Raw genomic sequence first — 17,034 nt, forward strand, 5'->3', positions numbered from 1 at the left:
GTAATCACGTTCGTATTCGACTAATTCCAAGAAATTTCTTGGGCCGTCACTAAGCACATCTCCGATTCCTTCAATCTTCTCAAAAACCTCTCGGGTTCTCGCTTCCGTCCGTTTCAGCGTTTCGGCTGTCTCGTTCGGAGGTGAGGCCAATTATAGAATTTTCTGGATGAATGTCAAGGGCATTTCTGCAAAAAATTCACTTTTTTTGCGATTTTTCAAAGATAACTGTTTTTAATCCACAAAAACTACAGTTTATTAACATTCTATCCACATTTATTTTCTCCAGGTTAGCGCTTGAATGCCCGACTATCCCCATTTTTTCATTTCATTATTCCACCCCATCTTCTAAAAAACTCGAAAATTCTAAATTTGGCACCAAAATTAGGAGGATTCATGCAGCTTAAGCACCACGCTTTGGCAACAACAGCCGCATTTTTCATGTTGAACCTGGCTAGTTGCAGCGATTCAGAGAGCAACGCAGACTTCGCAATCGAGGCTCCATCCAAATCGCCCATTGAAACTTGCAACGAAGAATACAACGTTGACGAAAGTGCCTACTGGGAAGAGGGTCTATCGGATAACACCTATCTAAAGACTTTTGTATGCGATCGCACAAGCTATTTCCTGGATTACTACGGCGCCACCTGTACAAAGGTCAAATACAACGAACAGAAAAACCGGTTCGACATAACCATCCAGGATAGTCACGGGACCTACGAAATCTACTCCGTCCATTCTTCCAGCGACGCCTACGCTTGCACCTTCAAGCTGGGAACCGACGCGGCCTACATCGCAGTCATTAGCGACATGGGCATTTGGAACATCCCCAATTGTCTCTGCAAGAAAGAGGCTGGAACAATCAGCTACATCAAAAGCGACGCCCTCACCTCCACCGAACCGGAACACTCCACCCAAATTGAATACGAGCAGTCAAGCAGCAGCATAGAATGCAGTTCCAGTTCTTCTATGAATTTGTCCGTAAATTCATCCAATACAGTTTACTACAACGCCGTATCCAGCAGCTCGGAATTCATTAGTTCAAGTTCCTCATCACTCTATTCGTTGGAATACTTTGAAGATTTCGAAGGCGATTATACTTGGGAAAGCGGAACACTTGAGAACGGCTATACAGGAAAGGCTTTGACGCTCGTGAACAAGAACGTCCAGCTGCCCATCGCCATGGAAGACACCCTCCCCCAGGGAACCATCGAATTCTATTTCAAACCCGGCGAAAACTTTGACTACAAAAGAAGCGCTCTGGTGGGAAACAACGAAGGACGATTAACTTTTATTGTCAGCGAAAGCAAGCTTTTCTTCTTCAAGAATGGAAGCGATCGATATGACTATGTTTCCGCCCCAGTTGTATTTGAGGACGGCTGGAATAAAATCGCCGGCCAGTGGGACGGAACAAAAACAGCCATATTCCTGAACGGCAAACAACTGGCCTACATCATGGACCCTTACGGTTACAGTCCATCATTCCGAGCACGCAACGACCTCTACATCGGCTACAAGAACACATGCTGCATGACGGGTATAAGCGGCGTATCCAATTTCATGGTAAAAGGTTCCTTCGACAACATAAGAGTAACTTCCCAGTTACTTTACGATTTCGAATAAACAAAGCAAACAAAAAGGGAAACTCACCAAGGTGAAATCCCCACACAAAAAAGCCGACGAAATTAATCGCCGGCTTTTTTTGATTTTCATTGAGTCACGTGATTCCCGCAGGAATCGCAAACTTAGAATTCAATAATCTTGTCGTTCTGCATCATCTGTTCGAACGTTTGACGTTCGCGGACAACCTTCATTTCGCCGTTGGTGTACATCACTTCGGCAGCGTAACGACGGCTGTTGTAGTTGCTGGACATTGCAGCACCGTAAGCGCCAGCATCGTGGAGAACCAGGAGGTCGCCCACCTTGGCCTTGGGGAGCTTGCGAGTCACGACGAAGCCTCCTTCTTCCTGAGTGAATACGTCACCGGATTCGCAAAGCGGGCCGCCAACAACGGCGTCCACAGTTTCGTTCAGCTCGCGGCCATCGCGGGCGATCACGGAAATCTGATGGTAGGAACCGTAGAAGCTGGGGCGAACCAGGTCGGTAAAGCCAGCGTCAACGATGTAGAACAGATTGTCGCCCTGCTTCTTCACAGCGCGGATTTCTGCCATGAGGTAACCGCTTTCGGCAACCAGGTAGCGACCCGGTTCCACTTCCAGGTGAACTTCGTGACCGATGCTCTGCTGAATATTCTTGCGGGCCTTGTCCCAAATGCCGTAGTAGGCAGCCATGTCGATATGCGGGCCCTTGTTTTCTTCGTGGTATTCGATGGGCAGGCCACCGCCTGCGCTGATGGTGCGCAGGTGAGAACCGAGACGACGGCTAGCGTCGCACATAGCCTCCGCAACAGAAGCCAAATGTTCAAAGTCAGAACCGGAACCGATGTGCATGTGCAGACCAGTAATCCACATGCCGTTTGCCTGAGCAAGCTTCACGCAGTCCTTGATCTGTTCGTGCCAGATACCGTGCTTGGAAAGATCGCCACCAGTGTTGGTCTTGCGGGAGTGACCGTGACCAAAGCCCGGGTTCACGCGGATGGTCAGTTCGGACTTCACGCCTGCATCGGCAAGCTGCTGGATCATGTCCGGGGAACCCACGTTCACAGCGATGTTGTGTTCCTTCACCAGTTCCAGGGCGTCCTTGTCGAAGATGTCGGCAGTGTAAACGATTTCGGGAACCTTACCCTTTTCGCAGCCGCCCTTGTAGCCGGCCTTGAGAGCGCGGACAATTTCACCGGCGCTCACAGCATCCACCACGCAACCCTGCTTGCGCACAAGAGAAATCACGCTGAGGTTCGGGCATGCCTTCTGGGCGAAACGCACGTTATCAAAAACCTTCACTTCCTTGCAACGCTGTTCGATGGTTGCGCGGTCGTAAATCCAAAGCGGGGTGCCGAACTGAGCGGCAGCCTTCACAAACTGTTCTTCGGGGATATTAGTGTTCTTCATGTTTTCCCTTTTCTGGCGCGGCGCGCCTCATTAAATTACAGCGCGAAATTTAGAATATTTTTTTGGCTGTTGCTGGCTCGCGCCAGCCGGGCCCTTGCGCTATAAACGCCTCCGGCGTTTTTCGTTCAACCGGGTTCTGGGAACATCATCCCCGCGAAAACGGGGACCTTACAAAAAACGTAAACCCGTTCGAATGGCTACGCCACTGCGGTCCCTAACAGAAACTCTAATTTTATCTTCATGGCTTTTTTCATATCGAACCTCCAGAAGGACTTGCGCTGATATGACGTTTACTTAAAGTTCGCAGTTATCTTCAAGCCGTCTTCAGGATCAATGGTGCGAGTTACGTCCTTGACGCCATCACTCCAGCCCATGAATATTCCGCCATCCTTCGGCACAGCAGTAAGCGTCACGGGCGTACCCTTGAAGAACTTGATCTTCAGTGAGGATTTATCCAACGGCAAGTAATGAACCTGCACATTGCCATTGCCAGAACTTGCAAGAGTCACGTCCACCATTTCGCCCAAGGCAAAATGTTCCTTCATTTCCTTGCGGACCACATCCTGGCGGGTGGTGGCGAAGGTCTTGATTCTGCCTTCATGTTCCGTCATGGTAGCCACGTTCTTGCTCCAGCGTTTTTGATCGCGGGCCACTTCGGCGGTGATGGCTCCATTCAATTTTTCCATGCGGGCCACCACACGTTCTGCGCTAAAGTTCATGCAAAGAATGGCGGCTATCTGGTTGATGAACGCGGCCTTGAAATTTTCATTCTTCAGCAGCATGCGCAAGTGCTGAGTGAATTCAGGATTGTTGGGCCAGCCGGAATTTTCTGCAGTCACGAATTCAAAAATATTGCCCTTCAAGTTTTCCTGTTTATCAGTCTGGGAGTTGTCAAAGGCCATATCCGTATCGTACATGAACCACTTCCAGGGAGTCTTGGGGCTACTCCCACGCCAAACCTTGCGATTGTTGCCGGGCCAGTCGCGATTGTTTGCAAATATTTCTGCAGCATAGTAGTTGATGAAATTGTTCAAATCCATCTGCTCATTCACAGTGGCCACATCTTCATCAGTCATGGTCTTAGTAAGCAAGAAGTTGGTCAGCGCAATGAAATCCACCGGGGAGCCTGTGATAGATTCAGCGGAACTATTCAAGATGTCCACCTGGTCCCCGTCCAGATTGTACTTGGCCAGGTAATAATTCTTGTTGGAGGATTCGCGAATGTTATGAATGCCGTAGTATTCCCCGTTATAGAAAACAATGGAGGCGCGGCCATGCTGATAATCAATGCCCAGGCCTTCCGTAATGGAGGAAGCCAACATATCGCGGATGTAATCAAAGTGATAGTTGTTTCCGTTGTTGCGCAGTTTGAAGCTCTTGAATTTTTTCAAGTCAGGAAATTCCGGGAACAGCACATAATCCAGTTTATTCTTTCCGTACTTTTCGCGGAAGGTAATTTCCACAGATTTCTTCGCCCAAGTTCGGGTGGCGTTACCGCTAATGGCAAGACCTGCGTTCTCGCTGAAGCCGCTCACCTTTTGACCGGCTTCCAGCAATTCAATGTTCACAGGAATTTCCTTGTCGCCCCAGAAATTTTCATTCATGAACAAGCCGGAATCGGCATGGAACATCTGCAGCGGATCGCCAGTAATAAATACGGAAGCGACCGTAGGCTGGTCTTCAAAAACATAAGTGCGGTTGATGACGTTTCCAGGAACCGCACCGTTTTCAAAAGTAGCACAGCGCAAAACCGTGGTGGTATCAATCTTCAAACTAGTAACCATCAGCGGGCTCGTTGCTGTGGGAACAGTACCGCCCTTTTCACAGCGGATTTCATCATCAGTTCCAAAGGCAATAGAGAAAGGCGCAGAATAAAAACCGGAGTTAGGGAATTCTGTTTTCACAGTTTGGGGAGCATTTTCCACAGCGCCTACAGTTTCACCATAAGGCGTTGCATTTGCGAAGCCCCACTTCGCGGAGGTACTGGTAACTGCGCCGGCGACCACACCATTGACTGCCGCAATTTCTCGGGACCAAGTTTTTCCGATAACAGCCGCCGGATACATCACGGAATCCACAAGCTGTTTTTCGCCATTGAACAAATAGAGAGAACCACCATCCTTCTTGGACTTGAAATTGGCGTGAGGTTCGTATCCGCGGCCATAGGCGATATAACTGAAAACCTTAATATCTGTAGCAAGAGAATCGTGATAATCCTTGTCCAGGCGAAGGCCAGTAATTTCAGCCAGGTTAGGATAGTCGGAATGGAGAGGCGGCCTAATGGAATAAACCGTGTTGGAATCTCCCGTTCCCACCAGCATCTTGTTCCAGCTTTTAATTTCGCGGAAACCCTTCTGCAAAATCTTGAAGTAGACTTCGTGATCCTTGGGGATATAAGCTTTCAGCTGAAACTGATTTGCCTTGGAAAGATCCACAGGAACCTTACCCTCGTTCGTCGAGCCGATGGTCAATGACAAAACGTAATAACCCAGGGACGACTTCACGGGAATCATCTGGGCGCCGGCCCTATTCACTCCGTTTTCCACAAAGCAAAAATCGGACGCACCATCCAAAGGTTATATTTCGCTGGCACCACGACCAGGATAATTTACCGCATCCGTTTCCCCTTCACAATAGGAACTCAAAAGATTGACAGTATCATGGGGCGCCACATAGTCCGGCAAGTTTCTCCCAGACAGGTAAACAATCATGTGGGACTTTGGCTGAACTACCACATTGCCAAACTGGAACTTGGTCTGTTCCGCCTTGGAGTTGGTCAGATAATAACCCTTCAGGTTTACCGCCGTATCTGCTGGATTATAAACTTCCACCCAACCGGCGTCACCACCTTCTTCATCCTTGTAAGACAAATTCACAAGGTCCACTTCGGTAAAGATGACCGGAGGATTTTTCAGCGCAACAACCGTGTCTGCCGTAGGGTCCGTCGCGGAACCTGCCGACAAGTCCTCTGCGGAACTTGTCAAGGAATTTGAAGATGTTCCCGCCAACGAATCAACCGACGAATCTGAAGAACCGGAAACTAAACCGTTAGAATTTTCCTCACCTGACGAAAACAAATAATCTTCAGAACCCGATGACAATTCATCCATCGGAGCCGTGGAACTTTTATCGTCAGAGCCGCAAGCCCCAAGATTCAGAGCCAACGCGCCCAAAATTCCCGCAAAAAAGAACTTCATTCCCTTCACAATATTCTCTACCCACACTTGTTTAAAATTTCTCCATAGAGAATCTAATTCTTTACCGCAAAGAAAATTCTACCCAACAAAGAAACTTTCCCAATAATCCAGGCATTCTAACCTAAAAATGAAAAGGCCCCTCCTTAGAGGAACCTTCTCAAACGCAATTTGTAAAATCAGCAAATTAAACGTGCATGATCTTGTTGTCGCCTACGTCCCAGTTTTCACCGTCGCAAACGAACTTGTATTCATAATCGCCCGGAACAAGTTCCAGCTTGATCTTCCAGAGACCAGTCTTCTTGTCCTTCTTCAGCATGTCCACATCAACCATCCAGTTGTTGAAGGTACCTGCGATAGAAACGGTGGTAGCCAGCGGACAGTCAGCAACGACTTCCTGAGTAACCTTCTTGGGAGCGGCAGACTTCTTTGCAGCCTTGGCGGGAGCCTTGGGAGCGGCCTTGGCAACAGTCTTCTTTTCGGCAGCGGGCTTTGCAACCTTAGTAGCAGCCTTTGCTGCAGGCTTAGCGGCAGCCTTTGCAGGAGCCTTCTTAGCAACAACCTTTTCTTCGGCCTTTACAGCGGGCTTCTTTTCGGCGGGCTTTGCGGCCTTGGCGGCAGCCTTTGCAGCGGGTTTAGCAGCAGCCTTCTTGGCAGCCGGCTTTGCAACTACGGTCTTAGTACCTTTAGACATTTTATTTTCTCCTTGGTTTTTATTTAAGCGTAAAGATAGTAAAATGTAATTTATCCGTCTAATGTTTGTTTGCAAATTCCATGCCAAGCCGTTACATGGTCTTGCGAGTCCTTGGCAAAATTTCTAACTTGCAATTCATGAAGCAGATTATCGCACCTAGCGTATTGAACGCAAACTTTTTGGAACTGGGTAACGGCCTCAAGGCTATCGAAAACGGCGGCGCAGGCCTCGTTCACCTGGATATCATGGACGGTCATTTCGTCCCCAACATCAGCTTTGGCCCGGGCATTTCCGCCTGCGTCAAGAAGGGCACCAGCCTCCCCCTGGATTGCCACCTGATGATTGCCAACCCCGAAAACTACGTGGCTGAATTTGCTAAGGCCGGCGCACACCTCATTAGCGTCCACGCCGAAACCACTAACCATTTGGACCGCTTGCTGCACCAGATTGCAGAACTTGGCGTAAAGCCCGCTGTGGCCATCAACCCCGCAACCCCGCTTTCTAACATCAAGCATGTGCTGGACATCGTTGACATGGTCCTCGTCATGTCCGTGAATCCGGGTTTCGGCGGCCAGAGCCTCATCCCCTATTGCCTGGACAAGATCCGCGAACTTCGCCAGATGAAACCGGAACTTGACATCCAGATCGATGGCGGCGTCAAGCTGGACAACATCCTGGCTTGCAAGGAAGCAGGCGCTAACGTATTCGTGGTGGGTTCCGCAATTTTTGGCAAGCCCAATCCCGAAGAAGTCTGCAGAGAGTTCGTGAAACTCGTCAACGGCTAATTGACCACACGTCACGCTGCACGTCATGCCGACGAAGGTAGTGACAGCCTCGTCACCCTGAGGGACTCAACCGCGTCATCCTGAGGGAACGCAGTGACCGAAGGATCCAAAAAGCATTAAACCCCGACACTTTTGTGCCGGGGCATTTATTATTAAATCCATCGTTGACTTTTTTACTTCACCACTTTTCCATTCACACGGAAAATTTTATTGTCGAAGTGTTCACCGCCACGAACCTTGATTTGGTAATCATCGCGGAAAATCATAGGCTGGTTATTGTGGCGACGATCGTTCCGCACAATGGGTTTTGCAATAGCCTCAATCACATCGCCCGGATCAGCAGTCAAGCGCACCGCCACAATGGACTTTGCAGGCACTTCGAGAGCCACCGTACCAGCACCGTCAACAGCCGCGAAAACTGTTGCGGTCCCCATCTTCAATGCATTGCTTTCGTGAGAAACAAAAGTCTCGCCGCTAAGCCCAGCCAAAGTCAAAGTTTCCGCAGAAGGTCCAACGTTTTTCAAGCCCTTCACATTCAAGGTCACGCTTTGTGCATCCTTTTCTGCGCGGTTCACAAGAATCACCGTCATGGAATCTCTTGCGTTGCTTACAGAGGAATAGGCGGAAAGCAAGGAATCGTTGCTGGATTCAGACTGCACTCGGAATTCCCCGTTATAGCGACTAAAGAGGTGCAGCACTTCGTACATGCCATCGCCCCATGTCCAGGGAGTGAAAATTTCCACACCGTGATCCATAAAGGTTCCAAGCCAGGATGCATAGGAAATCGCCGTGGTCATGGGATCTTTCTCGTCAATAATGGAAGTTTCGGTAAGGCCCAAGGTAATGCCGTGACCTTTACCGAAGTACTGATCCAGCCAACCATTCACACGTTCGAAAATATATTCCTTGGTCTGGTTGTTATCCCACTTGCCGCTGACCAACTTAATACCATTAGCACCAGAATAATTGTAGGTGGTATCAAAGAAAACTCGGTGCCAATTGACACGTTCTGCGTAGGAAGTTTCCTGCGGGTACCAGTGAATGTCAAATACGTCGAGCATGCGTACGCCAGACTTTTTCTGTTCTTCGGCAAGGCGCTTGATAAAGTATTCAAGCCAGCAGTAATTGCGGTCTTCACCCTTGCCCAGGCCAGACTTGCCTTCAGACGCGCCCGTAGTACACCACTGCCATTCATTGGCTACCACAGGACCAGTCAACTTGATTTCGGGCCAAACGGTGCGGGCCTTCTTGGCTACGTCAACATAGCGTTCCACCAAGAAATCCGGATCCATATCCAGCGGCAAATCTCCGTGGGTGCCGTTCCAGATTTCCATTTCATTGTCCATACTCCAATACTGGAGTCTGGACATGTCGTACTTCAATTCTTTTGCCCAGTGGTCAATAATCCCCACAGTGGAATCGGCGGGCCAAGGCTCGCAATACAAGCTGTAATCACCAGCCTTGATGAGAGTCTCTCCATCGTCGGCAACTTCGCCACCGCCAGCCAAGTCAAGGGTTGCCTTGGCCCAGGTATCGTTATGAGCCTTGTAGAAGGTCCAATCTGCAAAGTTGTATTCGTTGGTGGCGGCCGCATAACCCGTCAACTGGAAAGCGTACATGGCATCTGCTTGAGGCATGTTGTCCAGAATCTTCTTGGCGGTAATGTCCCAGTCCACGGCATTCACGTTGTTGTACCAGTCCGGATGAACGGTCAACTTTTTTCGCCAGTTGTAGCGGGTAGAATTGTTGCCGTAGTTTGCACGGATAAAACGGATGCCGGCCTCGTTCATCGTATTGATGGAAGTCTTGTCCTCATCACTAAGGCGGGCGCTATCGGCGCTGACCTTGTCAATGTTTCGGCCATAGAGGTAAGGGGAAATTTTCTTGACGCCGGCGGACGCATCCACCATTACAGAAATCTCCGCCTGGGCAGATGTTCCGAGGAACGCCACCAGAGAAAGCGCAGGAACCAAACTTCCCGCAAAACCAAACAACTTTTTCATAACACCACCTTTTTTGTCGGCGCCACCCGACTTTTATTTCACGGCTTTTCCATTCACCTGGAATGTCTTACCACCATGCAACTCGCCACCACGAACTTTGATTTGATAACCGTCGCGGAAAACCATCGGCTGGTTATTGCGAGTGTTGCTCTGATGAAGATTTTTTATCCCGAGAGAAGTCGGTCCTCGAATATCCTTTGGACGAACATAGGTTTTGCCCAAGTATAACCCATCCACAGATTTTTCGCACATAAAGATGGATTCGTTCACATTGGCAAAGGAAATCCCTTCGACTTGCAAGACGACATCGTACTTGCCTCGAGAGCTTTTTCCTTCAATGGTAAATTCATTCATTCCATCAAAGGTCAAAGTTGTATCAGAGCCATCAACAACAATGGAGCGTCCATAAACTTTTCGCAAGTCAAAAACATCACTGATATCCATCTCGTATGCTGCCGGGCACACATCACACGGATCTACATCCTCGATAAACACAAGTTTTGCAGACGCAGATTTCGTCAGATTTCCAAAGCCCACATTCTGAATTTTGAACTTTGCTCGGAACAAAGTGTCGTCATACAAAGAATCCGGCAACCAGGATTCTCGCAGAACAAAGCGATAACCTAGATGATCTTCTACATACTTATAAGCAGTTGCACCAACATATTCGGAATCGGGTGCACGAAATCCCTTTCCAAATTCAGGACCGAGAATGGAGTCCTTCATGTTCTGGATTGTTTCGTAATGCCATTCCCAATTCAAATAGCTTGTATGGGTTCGGAAACCTTCATAGCTTAAGTAGCGTGCCGTATTCATGGGATGGTCGCCATTGTAATTCGCCACCATTTCACCACCATAAGGCGTATTCAAAGAATATTGTTCCAACCAGGAAACCATCATTTCGCGAGTAAGCTTTGGATTGCCCATGGCCACTGTGCCCAAATCCGTGGTGCTTCCCAAATAGCCATCGTTGTACATGCCCACACGATAGATGGTATCACCCTTTGCTTTTACCGCAGCCTTGAACACATCGGAATTGATATCAAAATTTTCGTAGCCAACCTTGGTAATGTTGCCAGCGTCATCTCGAGTTTCACTTTGCACGCCCAGCCAATAAGCAACAATATCTGGACGACGCACGCCCACCTTAATGGATGACGGGGTATTCACAATCATGGTCTGCAGGGCTTCTGCGATTTCTGCATTGCTGCCATTGTTACTGGTATGCTGTTCGCCCCAGCTGCCATACATTCCAAGTTCCACATAGGTAATGACATCCGAATTCTTTCCATAAACTTCGGCCAACTGCTTTATATGGCCGAGAATTATTTTCTGAGGAGGATCCTGTTTTCCGCGACCATCAATATCGTAGGATGTACGGACAATGACCTTATTGCCTTTTTCTCTAGCATTCGCAAAAGTGGAATTAAGAGCCGCCAAAGCGTCGTCTGTCAAAGGTTTGGAAACACCGTAAATCGTATCGCGGGGAGTCTTGCTAGAATCAATGGATTGTAAGCCCTTTTCGGAAAAGGCGGAAATGTCCACACGTAAATGAGTCAAAGGCTGAGAAATTCCAACAGCCTTATTGTCGGATTCCTTAAGGCGCAATCCCTGGGTACGATACCAGCCTCTGCCAGGATTATTCAGAGACTTTCTAGAATCACTATACTTCAAATCCTGCAACGCCAGGGCAGAGTTTTCAGCAAAGGCAGAACTTACCGCGGCACATTCCGCGGCAACTGCAACACAAATAAAATTAAGGATTCTCTTTAAACTCATTATTAACCCAAACTTTCTTCTAAATATATACTCCCCAAAAGAAAAAGGCACCCCGCGCAAGCGGGGCACCTTCCCTACATACCTAATTTTTATTCAAATCTAGGGTCAAATTCCCTTTTTCGTGAAGATGGTATTGCCGAACAGATTTCCGTTCTGCAGCACACGCATAATGTACATGCCATTCTTCATGTCACCAATGCCAATGCTGAAAGTTGCGCTGCCGGCATTCAATGTTTGAGCCTTCACCAGGCGGCCATCCATGGAGAAAATCTTCACAGCCACATTGTTCTGCAACGGAGAGCTAGCTTCGATCTGCAACACATCGGAATTTGCGCGGGCACGGAGCTGCGGCACAGAGCTTGCAACTTTTCGGCTAGCAACAATTGCGTCGGTCGTATCTTCTACAACAGGTTCCGGCTTCGGCTTGTTACGCAACAGGCGCACTCCGAAGATCCCGCCCACCATGCCGGTGCTTGCCTGGAACTTTACGGTAATCACCTTCTTGCCCTTCACCATTTCATCGGGAATGGGATACTTCACATTAACGAATTCATCCTTCTTCCACTTGTTGGAAATGTTTTCGCTGGCAAGTTTCTTGTCATCGATCATGATGTCAAAGGCGCGGTTGCAACCTTCGTTACCCCAGTAACGCACCATCAGGTCCAAAGAATCTTCGCTGTTGGTTTCCAGCTCGTAGCTAATGAATCCGCCGCTACCGCCGGAGCACTGGCCCGCATCGCGGTAGAATTCACCCTGATGATTTCCGGTAGAGGAATTTTCCTTCTGCATACGATGATCCGCCTCGGGCTGCTGTTCGCCAGGGGCCACCTTGTCTACCGTCTTTTCATCAAGAGCCAAGGCTTCTTCCTGTTCCTTCTTCAGCTTTTCAAGAACGGCAGGATCCGTCATCACCATCCAATACATCATGTAACGAGCATCATGAACTTCGTAGAACGGCTCCAGCAACAGGTTAGCATCCTTCTGGGCAGCGAACAAATAGGGAGCCTTGAAGTGCAAGGGTTCGCCCTTTACGGGGGTCAACTTAGAGGGAATGTCAGCCTTTTCACTGGCAAGCATGGGAGCTCCATCCAGAGACTGCAAGGCGCCACCTGCAATGTGGCTCCAGCGGCCATCATCAGCCACCAGGCCAGAGAGGCCCTCAGTACCAGTCTTTGCGCTGAGCACAATGGGTCCGTGGAGCAGCGCCACGTAATCGCTCATGCCACGCAGTTCCTCGATATGAGTGTGCATGGGGTAAAGAACTTCCACCACGTCGCCAGCCTTCACGGTGCCAGCAGAAACGTAGCTGGATACATCAGACTTGCTCACGACCGTATCGCCATTGACCACAACCTTGAATTCGTCGGCCTTCACCCAGTACGGATGACGCAGCATCATCTTGAAACTGCCGGCGCCGCTCACGGTAAATTTCGACACCTCACCCTTGGGGAACGCAGTTTCCTGGCGCACCTTGATTCCCTTTTCTTTCCAGTTCAATTCGGTGGCTGCATAAAGGTTCACGTACAGCGCGTCGTTTTCTTTAGTATAAATAAACTGGGCATATTTACCCGGGTTTTCCATGCCGGAGCCAACGCAGCACCACATACCTGCATTCACCTTGGAATACACGCGGTAATGACGGGGGCGTGCCGGAGTAAAGTAGCAGTAGCCACCGTGAGTCGGGTGAATTGTAGACAAAATATGGTTAAACAAGGCACGTTCATAGAAGTCCGCATACTTGGCGCTGGGAGTCATATGGAACAGGCGTTCCGTCAGCTTCAGCATATTGTAAGTATTGCAGGATTCGGGCCCTTCACGTTCCTCGATGTACTTGTTGTACTTGTCATATTCCGGGAAGTGTTCAGAAATACTGTTACCGCCAATGGCGATACTGCGCTTGTTCACCACAATATCCCAGAAGGTTTCAGCGCCCGCCTTATAAGTCTTGTCGCCGCTCAATTCTGCCACACGGGCAAAGCCCACCACTTTCGGCACCTGGGTATTGGCGTGTCTATTGGAAAGCACGTCGTTGTTGGAAGCCATGGCATTCAACAGCCACTTATGGGACCACTTCTTGGCCGCATCCAGGTACTTAGAATTCTTGGTAATTTCGTAAGCGTCGGCGTACACTTCGTTCATGCCGCCATATTCCGTACCCATCATGGATTCCATCTTGGAATCGTTAAGGCCGTTGGTAATGGTAATGCCCCAGTCGCAAAGGGCAAGGAACATGGTCTTGGCCTTGGAAATTCCGCCGTACATCCAGGCGTCACGCAGGCCAGCGTAAGTCTTGTGAATATTATACCAGGGAACCCAATAGCCGTTCTGTGCGCCGGCATCGCCGTTCTTGAATTTGAGCCACATGGACTTTCCGTTGGGAACGCCACTGATGTAGCCTACAAAGTTTGCGTCCTTGGAATTCTGCTTTTGGATGATTTCCAGTTCATCCACCACATATTCCATGCGCTTCTTGATTTCCGTATCGCCGGTAGCCGCATAATGCATAGCCAAGGCGCTCAAGTAGTGCCCCAGAACATGGCCATCCAAACCAGCCCAGTTGCTAAACTTGGTTGCCTTAGGCTTCATGCCCGCCTCTTCGTAGAAAGGCGCAATCAGTTTATCCGTATCGTAAGCCAGAAGGGTTTCGCCATTCAATTCCTGACGATCCTTCAAAGGACCATCCAGAAGTTTCACAGCCGACAACGGAAACATTTCCGTGTAAAGCTGATCCTGTGCAAAACCAAAATTTGCAGCAAAGGCCGCAATCCCAAGCGATAAGGCAACTACGCGAGCCTTTCCGCGAAAACCAACTCCGAACATAATTTGTCCCTCATATTATTCTACGTACACACACCAAGGGAACTTCCCCACCCTAAAAATTACGTCCGAAAAGGGCCTATATTCACCCCCCTATAGCAAACAGTTTTGCAATTATTGCAATAGCCGTACAACGAAAAAAGGCCTCGCAAAAGCGAGGCTCAAAATAATAATCAAAACTATTTCCTATTGTACAATTTATCAGCCTTCCGTTCCTGAATCATTTTCAGCTGTTCCTCGGTACAGAAGCCGGAAATATAAATTTTGGCCGTTCCCGATGTATTGAGGCGAACATAATTTGAGTCGTAAGTAACTTTCCAATCCAAATCGTGAAATTTATTTTGCAAACCAGCAATTTCGTTCGCCCACTCTTTTGTTTGTTCTACTTTAAATTCATTTGCAAAAATATACTCTCTATCAAAAGAAAACTTATTAGAACATTTAGAAGGCTTATTCTTATCAAACGAGGATGATCCCATAGGAACACCAAATGAAGACCAAGGATCAGAAATAAAAACGCCATACAAACCTGTATAAGAACAACGAATATATGAAAAAAGGAAAGGCTTGTTTTCTTTATATTTTTCTAGGTTCCACACATTTTTCTCATCTTTGACAAGGCAATACTCGCCAAAGACATCATTTGAAAGGGAATCGCCTTCAGCAAACGATATAACTATGCAAAAGAAAATTACAATACTAATACTTCGGACATTCATAACTATCGCTCCAACCGCCAATTCCATAATCCTTGGACTTGTTGATTTTTTAATAGAGGGTTTTCCGCAAGCCATATTCATTAATCTGACGTTTTAAATATACGAATGTTACAAATAAAAGAAGATATTCTCTACAATAAAAAAGACCCCGCCTTGGCGAGGTCCCTTTCAAAGTTTTCGCGCTATCCCGCGCGCGACCAATAAGTAAAATTACTTGGCGGGAGTATTAGCAATATTCAAGTAAATAGCCTGCAAGGCGCCAGCCACATAAGCCAGGGGAGCGTTCCAGTTAATGGCCACTTCGTTGGTTGCGTAGCTGCAACGGTTGTCGATGTAGGCCAGGGCCGGCTTGTCGGCAGCGGCATAGTTTTCGCACTTCCAGGATTCCTTGCCATCCAGGTTAATATCCTGCTTGCCAAGGTGCGGGCCACCCACCAGCATGCCAGGCACCGGATCGTCTACAAAGTCACCTTCGCTAGGACGGTGGTGAGGATTGCGGGCACTGCGATAACCGAAACCGGTCACATAGGAAATTTCCATGGGGTTCTTTCCGAGCAGGTAGTCCAGAACCTGCTGGGCGCCATCCACATAGCTCTTGTCGCCAGTCAGATAGTAGGCGTGGAGCAGCACCATGGCGTTGTTGGCCATTGCACTGTTGGAGCCCCAGTTCCAGCTCCAGGGGAATGCCGGCAGATGGTAACCGCTGGTATCGCCCACGGCACGGAGGTTGTTGGCCTCATCCATCACCACCTTCTTGGCAGCCTTGTTCAAGTCAGCACCGAAAGTGGCGCCGTCCATGGCCACGCGGAAAGCGGCAAGCATATTCACGTTGCCCCACCAGGCGCCATCGGGAGTAAACTTGTTAGCCTTCAAGTCAGCCAGATAGCCATTTGCAGCCTTGTCCTTCTGGCCGGCCACCACCTTGGCGCGGTAAAGTTCAGTTGCGGCCCAGCGGAATTCATCCTTGCCGTTTTCATCACCGGGAGCGTAGCTACCAGTCTGAACGTCATCAGGCTGCTTGTAAAAAGCCTTGGGATTCTTCTTGGCCCAGGCGTATGCCTTTTCGGCAGCCTTCAGGCACTGATCCGCATAAGCGGCGTCAAACTTCTTGTACACCACGCTGGCCTGAGCCATCACTGCGGCAAAGTCCAGAGTTGCGGTCACGTTCTTGATAATGGCATAACGGGGAGCGCCATCCTTTTCGGGCATCACGGATCCGCCGAACATCAAGGTAGTCACCTTGTGGTACACGCCGCCGTCTTCGTCCTGCATGGTCAGCATCCAGTCCAGATTATACTTGACCTCTTCAAGAATCAGGGGCATGTTCTTCAACTCACGGGGAATGTTCCAGGTGAGGGAGTCCATGTAGGTGGGGAAATTTTCATAAAGCTGCAGCAAGGTGAACACGGTAATGCCAGAATTCACCACATACTTGCCGTAGTCACCGGCATCGTACCAACCCTTGGAAGAATTGATAACCACATTCTTGCCAGCCTTGGGATGCTTCTTGCCCACGGACTTCTGGTAACCGGCAGCGGTACGTTCATCGGTACCGTAAACAATCACCTTATCGTCAGGATGGCCAGCAGCACGAACCCACTTTCCACCGTACTGAGCCTCGATAGGCATGCTGGCACGCTGGTAATAGAACCACTTGATGGCACCCTTGGCCAACTCTTCATAAACGCGATCGCCGATCACGATGGGGTTACCCAGATACTCGCCACCGCGATAAAGGCGGTAGGTACCCGGAGTCTTCACTGCAGAAAAATCATAGGTCTGGACTTCTTCCCCGCTGAATTCCCAGTCATAGACCATAGGGGCTTCCATGGTCAAAACGGTCTTTCCGTTCAAGTCGCGAACCTCAAGTTCGTTGGCATCGCTGCCCGGCACAATGGCCAACTTTTCGGAATTGGGGGTAAAACCCAGCTGGTTAATCAGAAGAGGGCCGGCAAAAGCGCTTGCAAGGGCACCGGCACCCAGGACAGACAATACAAGATTACACGTTCTCATATTGCTCAATATACTTATAAAAAAA

At 49.0% G+C, this 17,034-nt stretch carries 11 protein-coding genes; 2 read left to right on the forward strand and 9 right to left on the reverse strand.

Features of this window, described 5'->3' with window-relative positions:
* Nucleotides 1-393 precede the first annotated feature (393 nt).
* Entirely contained in the window at nucleotides 394-1,620 is a 1,227-nt protein-coding gene (locus tag BUB38_RS14395) for a LamG-like jellyroll fold domain-containing protein (protein WP_073161434.1), read from the forward strand.
* A 122-nt stretch (nucleotides 1,621-1,742) separates the two neighbouring features.
* Here BUB38_RS14395 and lysA read toward each other — a convergent pair whose 3' ends face one another.
* The 4 genes from lysA to BUB38_RS14415 all read right to left on the reverse strand — a co-directional run bounded on the left by lysA (nucleotide 1,743) and on the right by BUB38_RS14415 (nucleotide 6,893).
* Nucleotides 1,743-3,005: a diaminopimelate decarboxylase gene (gene lysA / locus BUB38_RS14400; protein WP_073161435.1), complete on the reverse strand. Its 1,263-nt coding sequence runs from the start codon at nucleotides 3,003-3,005 to the stop codon at nucleotides 1,743-1,745.
* Between the two features lie 290 nt (nucleotides 3,006-3,295).
* Nucleotides 3,296-5,539 carry a CotH kinase family protein gene (locus BUB38_RS14405; protein ID WP_139258470.1) on the reverse strand — a complete coding sequence of 748 codons (2,244 nt, stop codon included), beginning with the start codon at nucleotides 5,537-5,539 and terminating at the stop codon, nucleotides 3,296-3,298.
* A 42-nt stretch (nucleotides 5,540-5,581) separates the two neighbouring features.
* Entirely contained in the window at nucleotides 5,582-6,202 is a 621-nt protein-coding gene (locus BUB38_RS14410; protein ID WP_139258471.1) for a lamin tail domain-containing protein, read from the reverse strand.
* Between the two features lie 184 nt (nucleotides 6,203-6,386).
* Entirely contained in the window at nucleotides 6,387-6,893 is a 507-nt protein-coding gene (locus BUB38_RS14415; protein ID WP_073161438.1) for an early set domain-containing protein, read from the reverse strand.
* 137 nt (nucleotides 6,894-7,030) lie between these two features.
* Between BUB38_RS14415 and rpe the strand changes: the two genes are divergently transcribed.
* The gene (rpe, locus tag BUB38_RS14420; RefSeq protein ID WP_073161461.1) at nucleotides 7,031-7,678 is read left to right on the forward strand and encodes a ribulose-phosphate 3-epimerase; all 648 of its coding nucleotides are present in this window, start codon (nucleotides 7,031-7,033) and stop codon (nucleotides 7,676-7,678) included.
* 173 nt (nucleotides 7,679-7,851) lie between these two features.
* Here the strand turns inward: rpe and BUB38_RS14425 are convergent, their stop codons facing one another.
* The 5 genes from BUB38_RS14425 to BUB38_RS14445 all read right to left on the reverse strand — a co-directional run bounded on the left by BUB38_RS14425 (nucleotide 7,852) and on the right by BUB38_RS14445 (nucleotide 17,009).
* Nucleotides 7,852-9,681 (reverse strand): glycoside hydrolase family 44 protein, encoded by a 1,830-nt coding sequence (locus BUB38_RS14425; protein WP_073161439.1) that lies wholly within the window; start codon nucleotides 9,679-9,681, stop codon nucleotides 7,852-7,854.
* Between the two features lie 33 nt (nucleotides 9,682-9,714).
* Nucleotides 9,715-11,460, reverse strand: a complete 1,746-nt coding sequence (locus BUB38_RS14430) for a DUF4874 domain-containing protein (protein ID WP_073161440.1) — start codon at nucleotides 11,458-11,460, stop codon at nucleotides 9,715-9,717.
* Nucleotides 11,461-11,565: 105 nt separating this feature from the next.
* Entirely contained in the window at nucleotides 11,566-14,280 is a 2,715-nt protein-coding gene (locus BUB38_RS14435; protein WP_073161441.1) for a beta-L-arabinofuranosidase domain-containing protein, read from the reverse strand.
* 176 nt (nucleotides 14,281-14,456) lie between these two features.
* The gene (locus BUB38_RS14440) at nucleotides 14,457-15,023 is read right to left on the reverse strand and encodes a hypothetical protein (protein WP_073161442.1); all 567 of its coding nucleotides are present in this window, start codon (nucleotides 15,021-15,023) and stop codon (nucleotides 14,457-14,459) included.
* 183 nt (nucleotides 15,024-15,206) lie between these two features.
* Nucleotides 15,207-17,009, reverse strand: a complete 1,803-nt coding sequence (locus BUB38_RS14445) for a glycoside hydrolase family 9 protein (protein ID WP_073161443.1) — start codon at nucleotides 17,007-17,009, stop codon at nucleotides 15,207-15,209.
* Between the last annotated feature and the right edge of the window lie 25 nt (nucleotides 17,010-17,034).

The organism is Fibrobacter sp. UWH5 (assembly GCF_900142505.1).
Taxonomy (GTDB): domain Bacteria; phylum Fibrobacterota; class Fibrobacteria; order Fibrobacterales; family Fibrobacteraceae; genus Fibrobacter.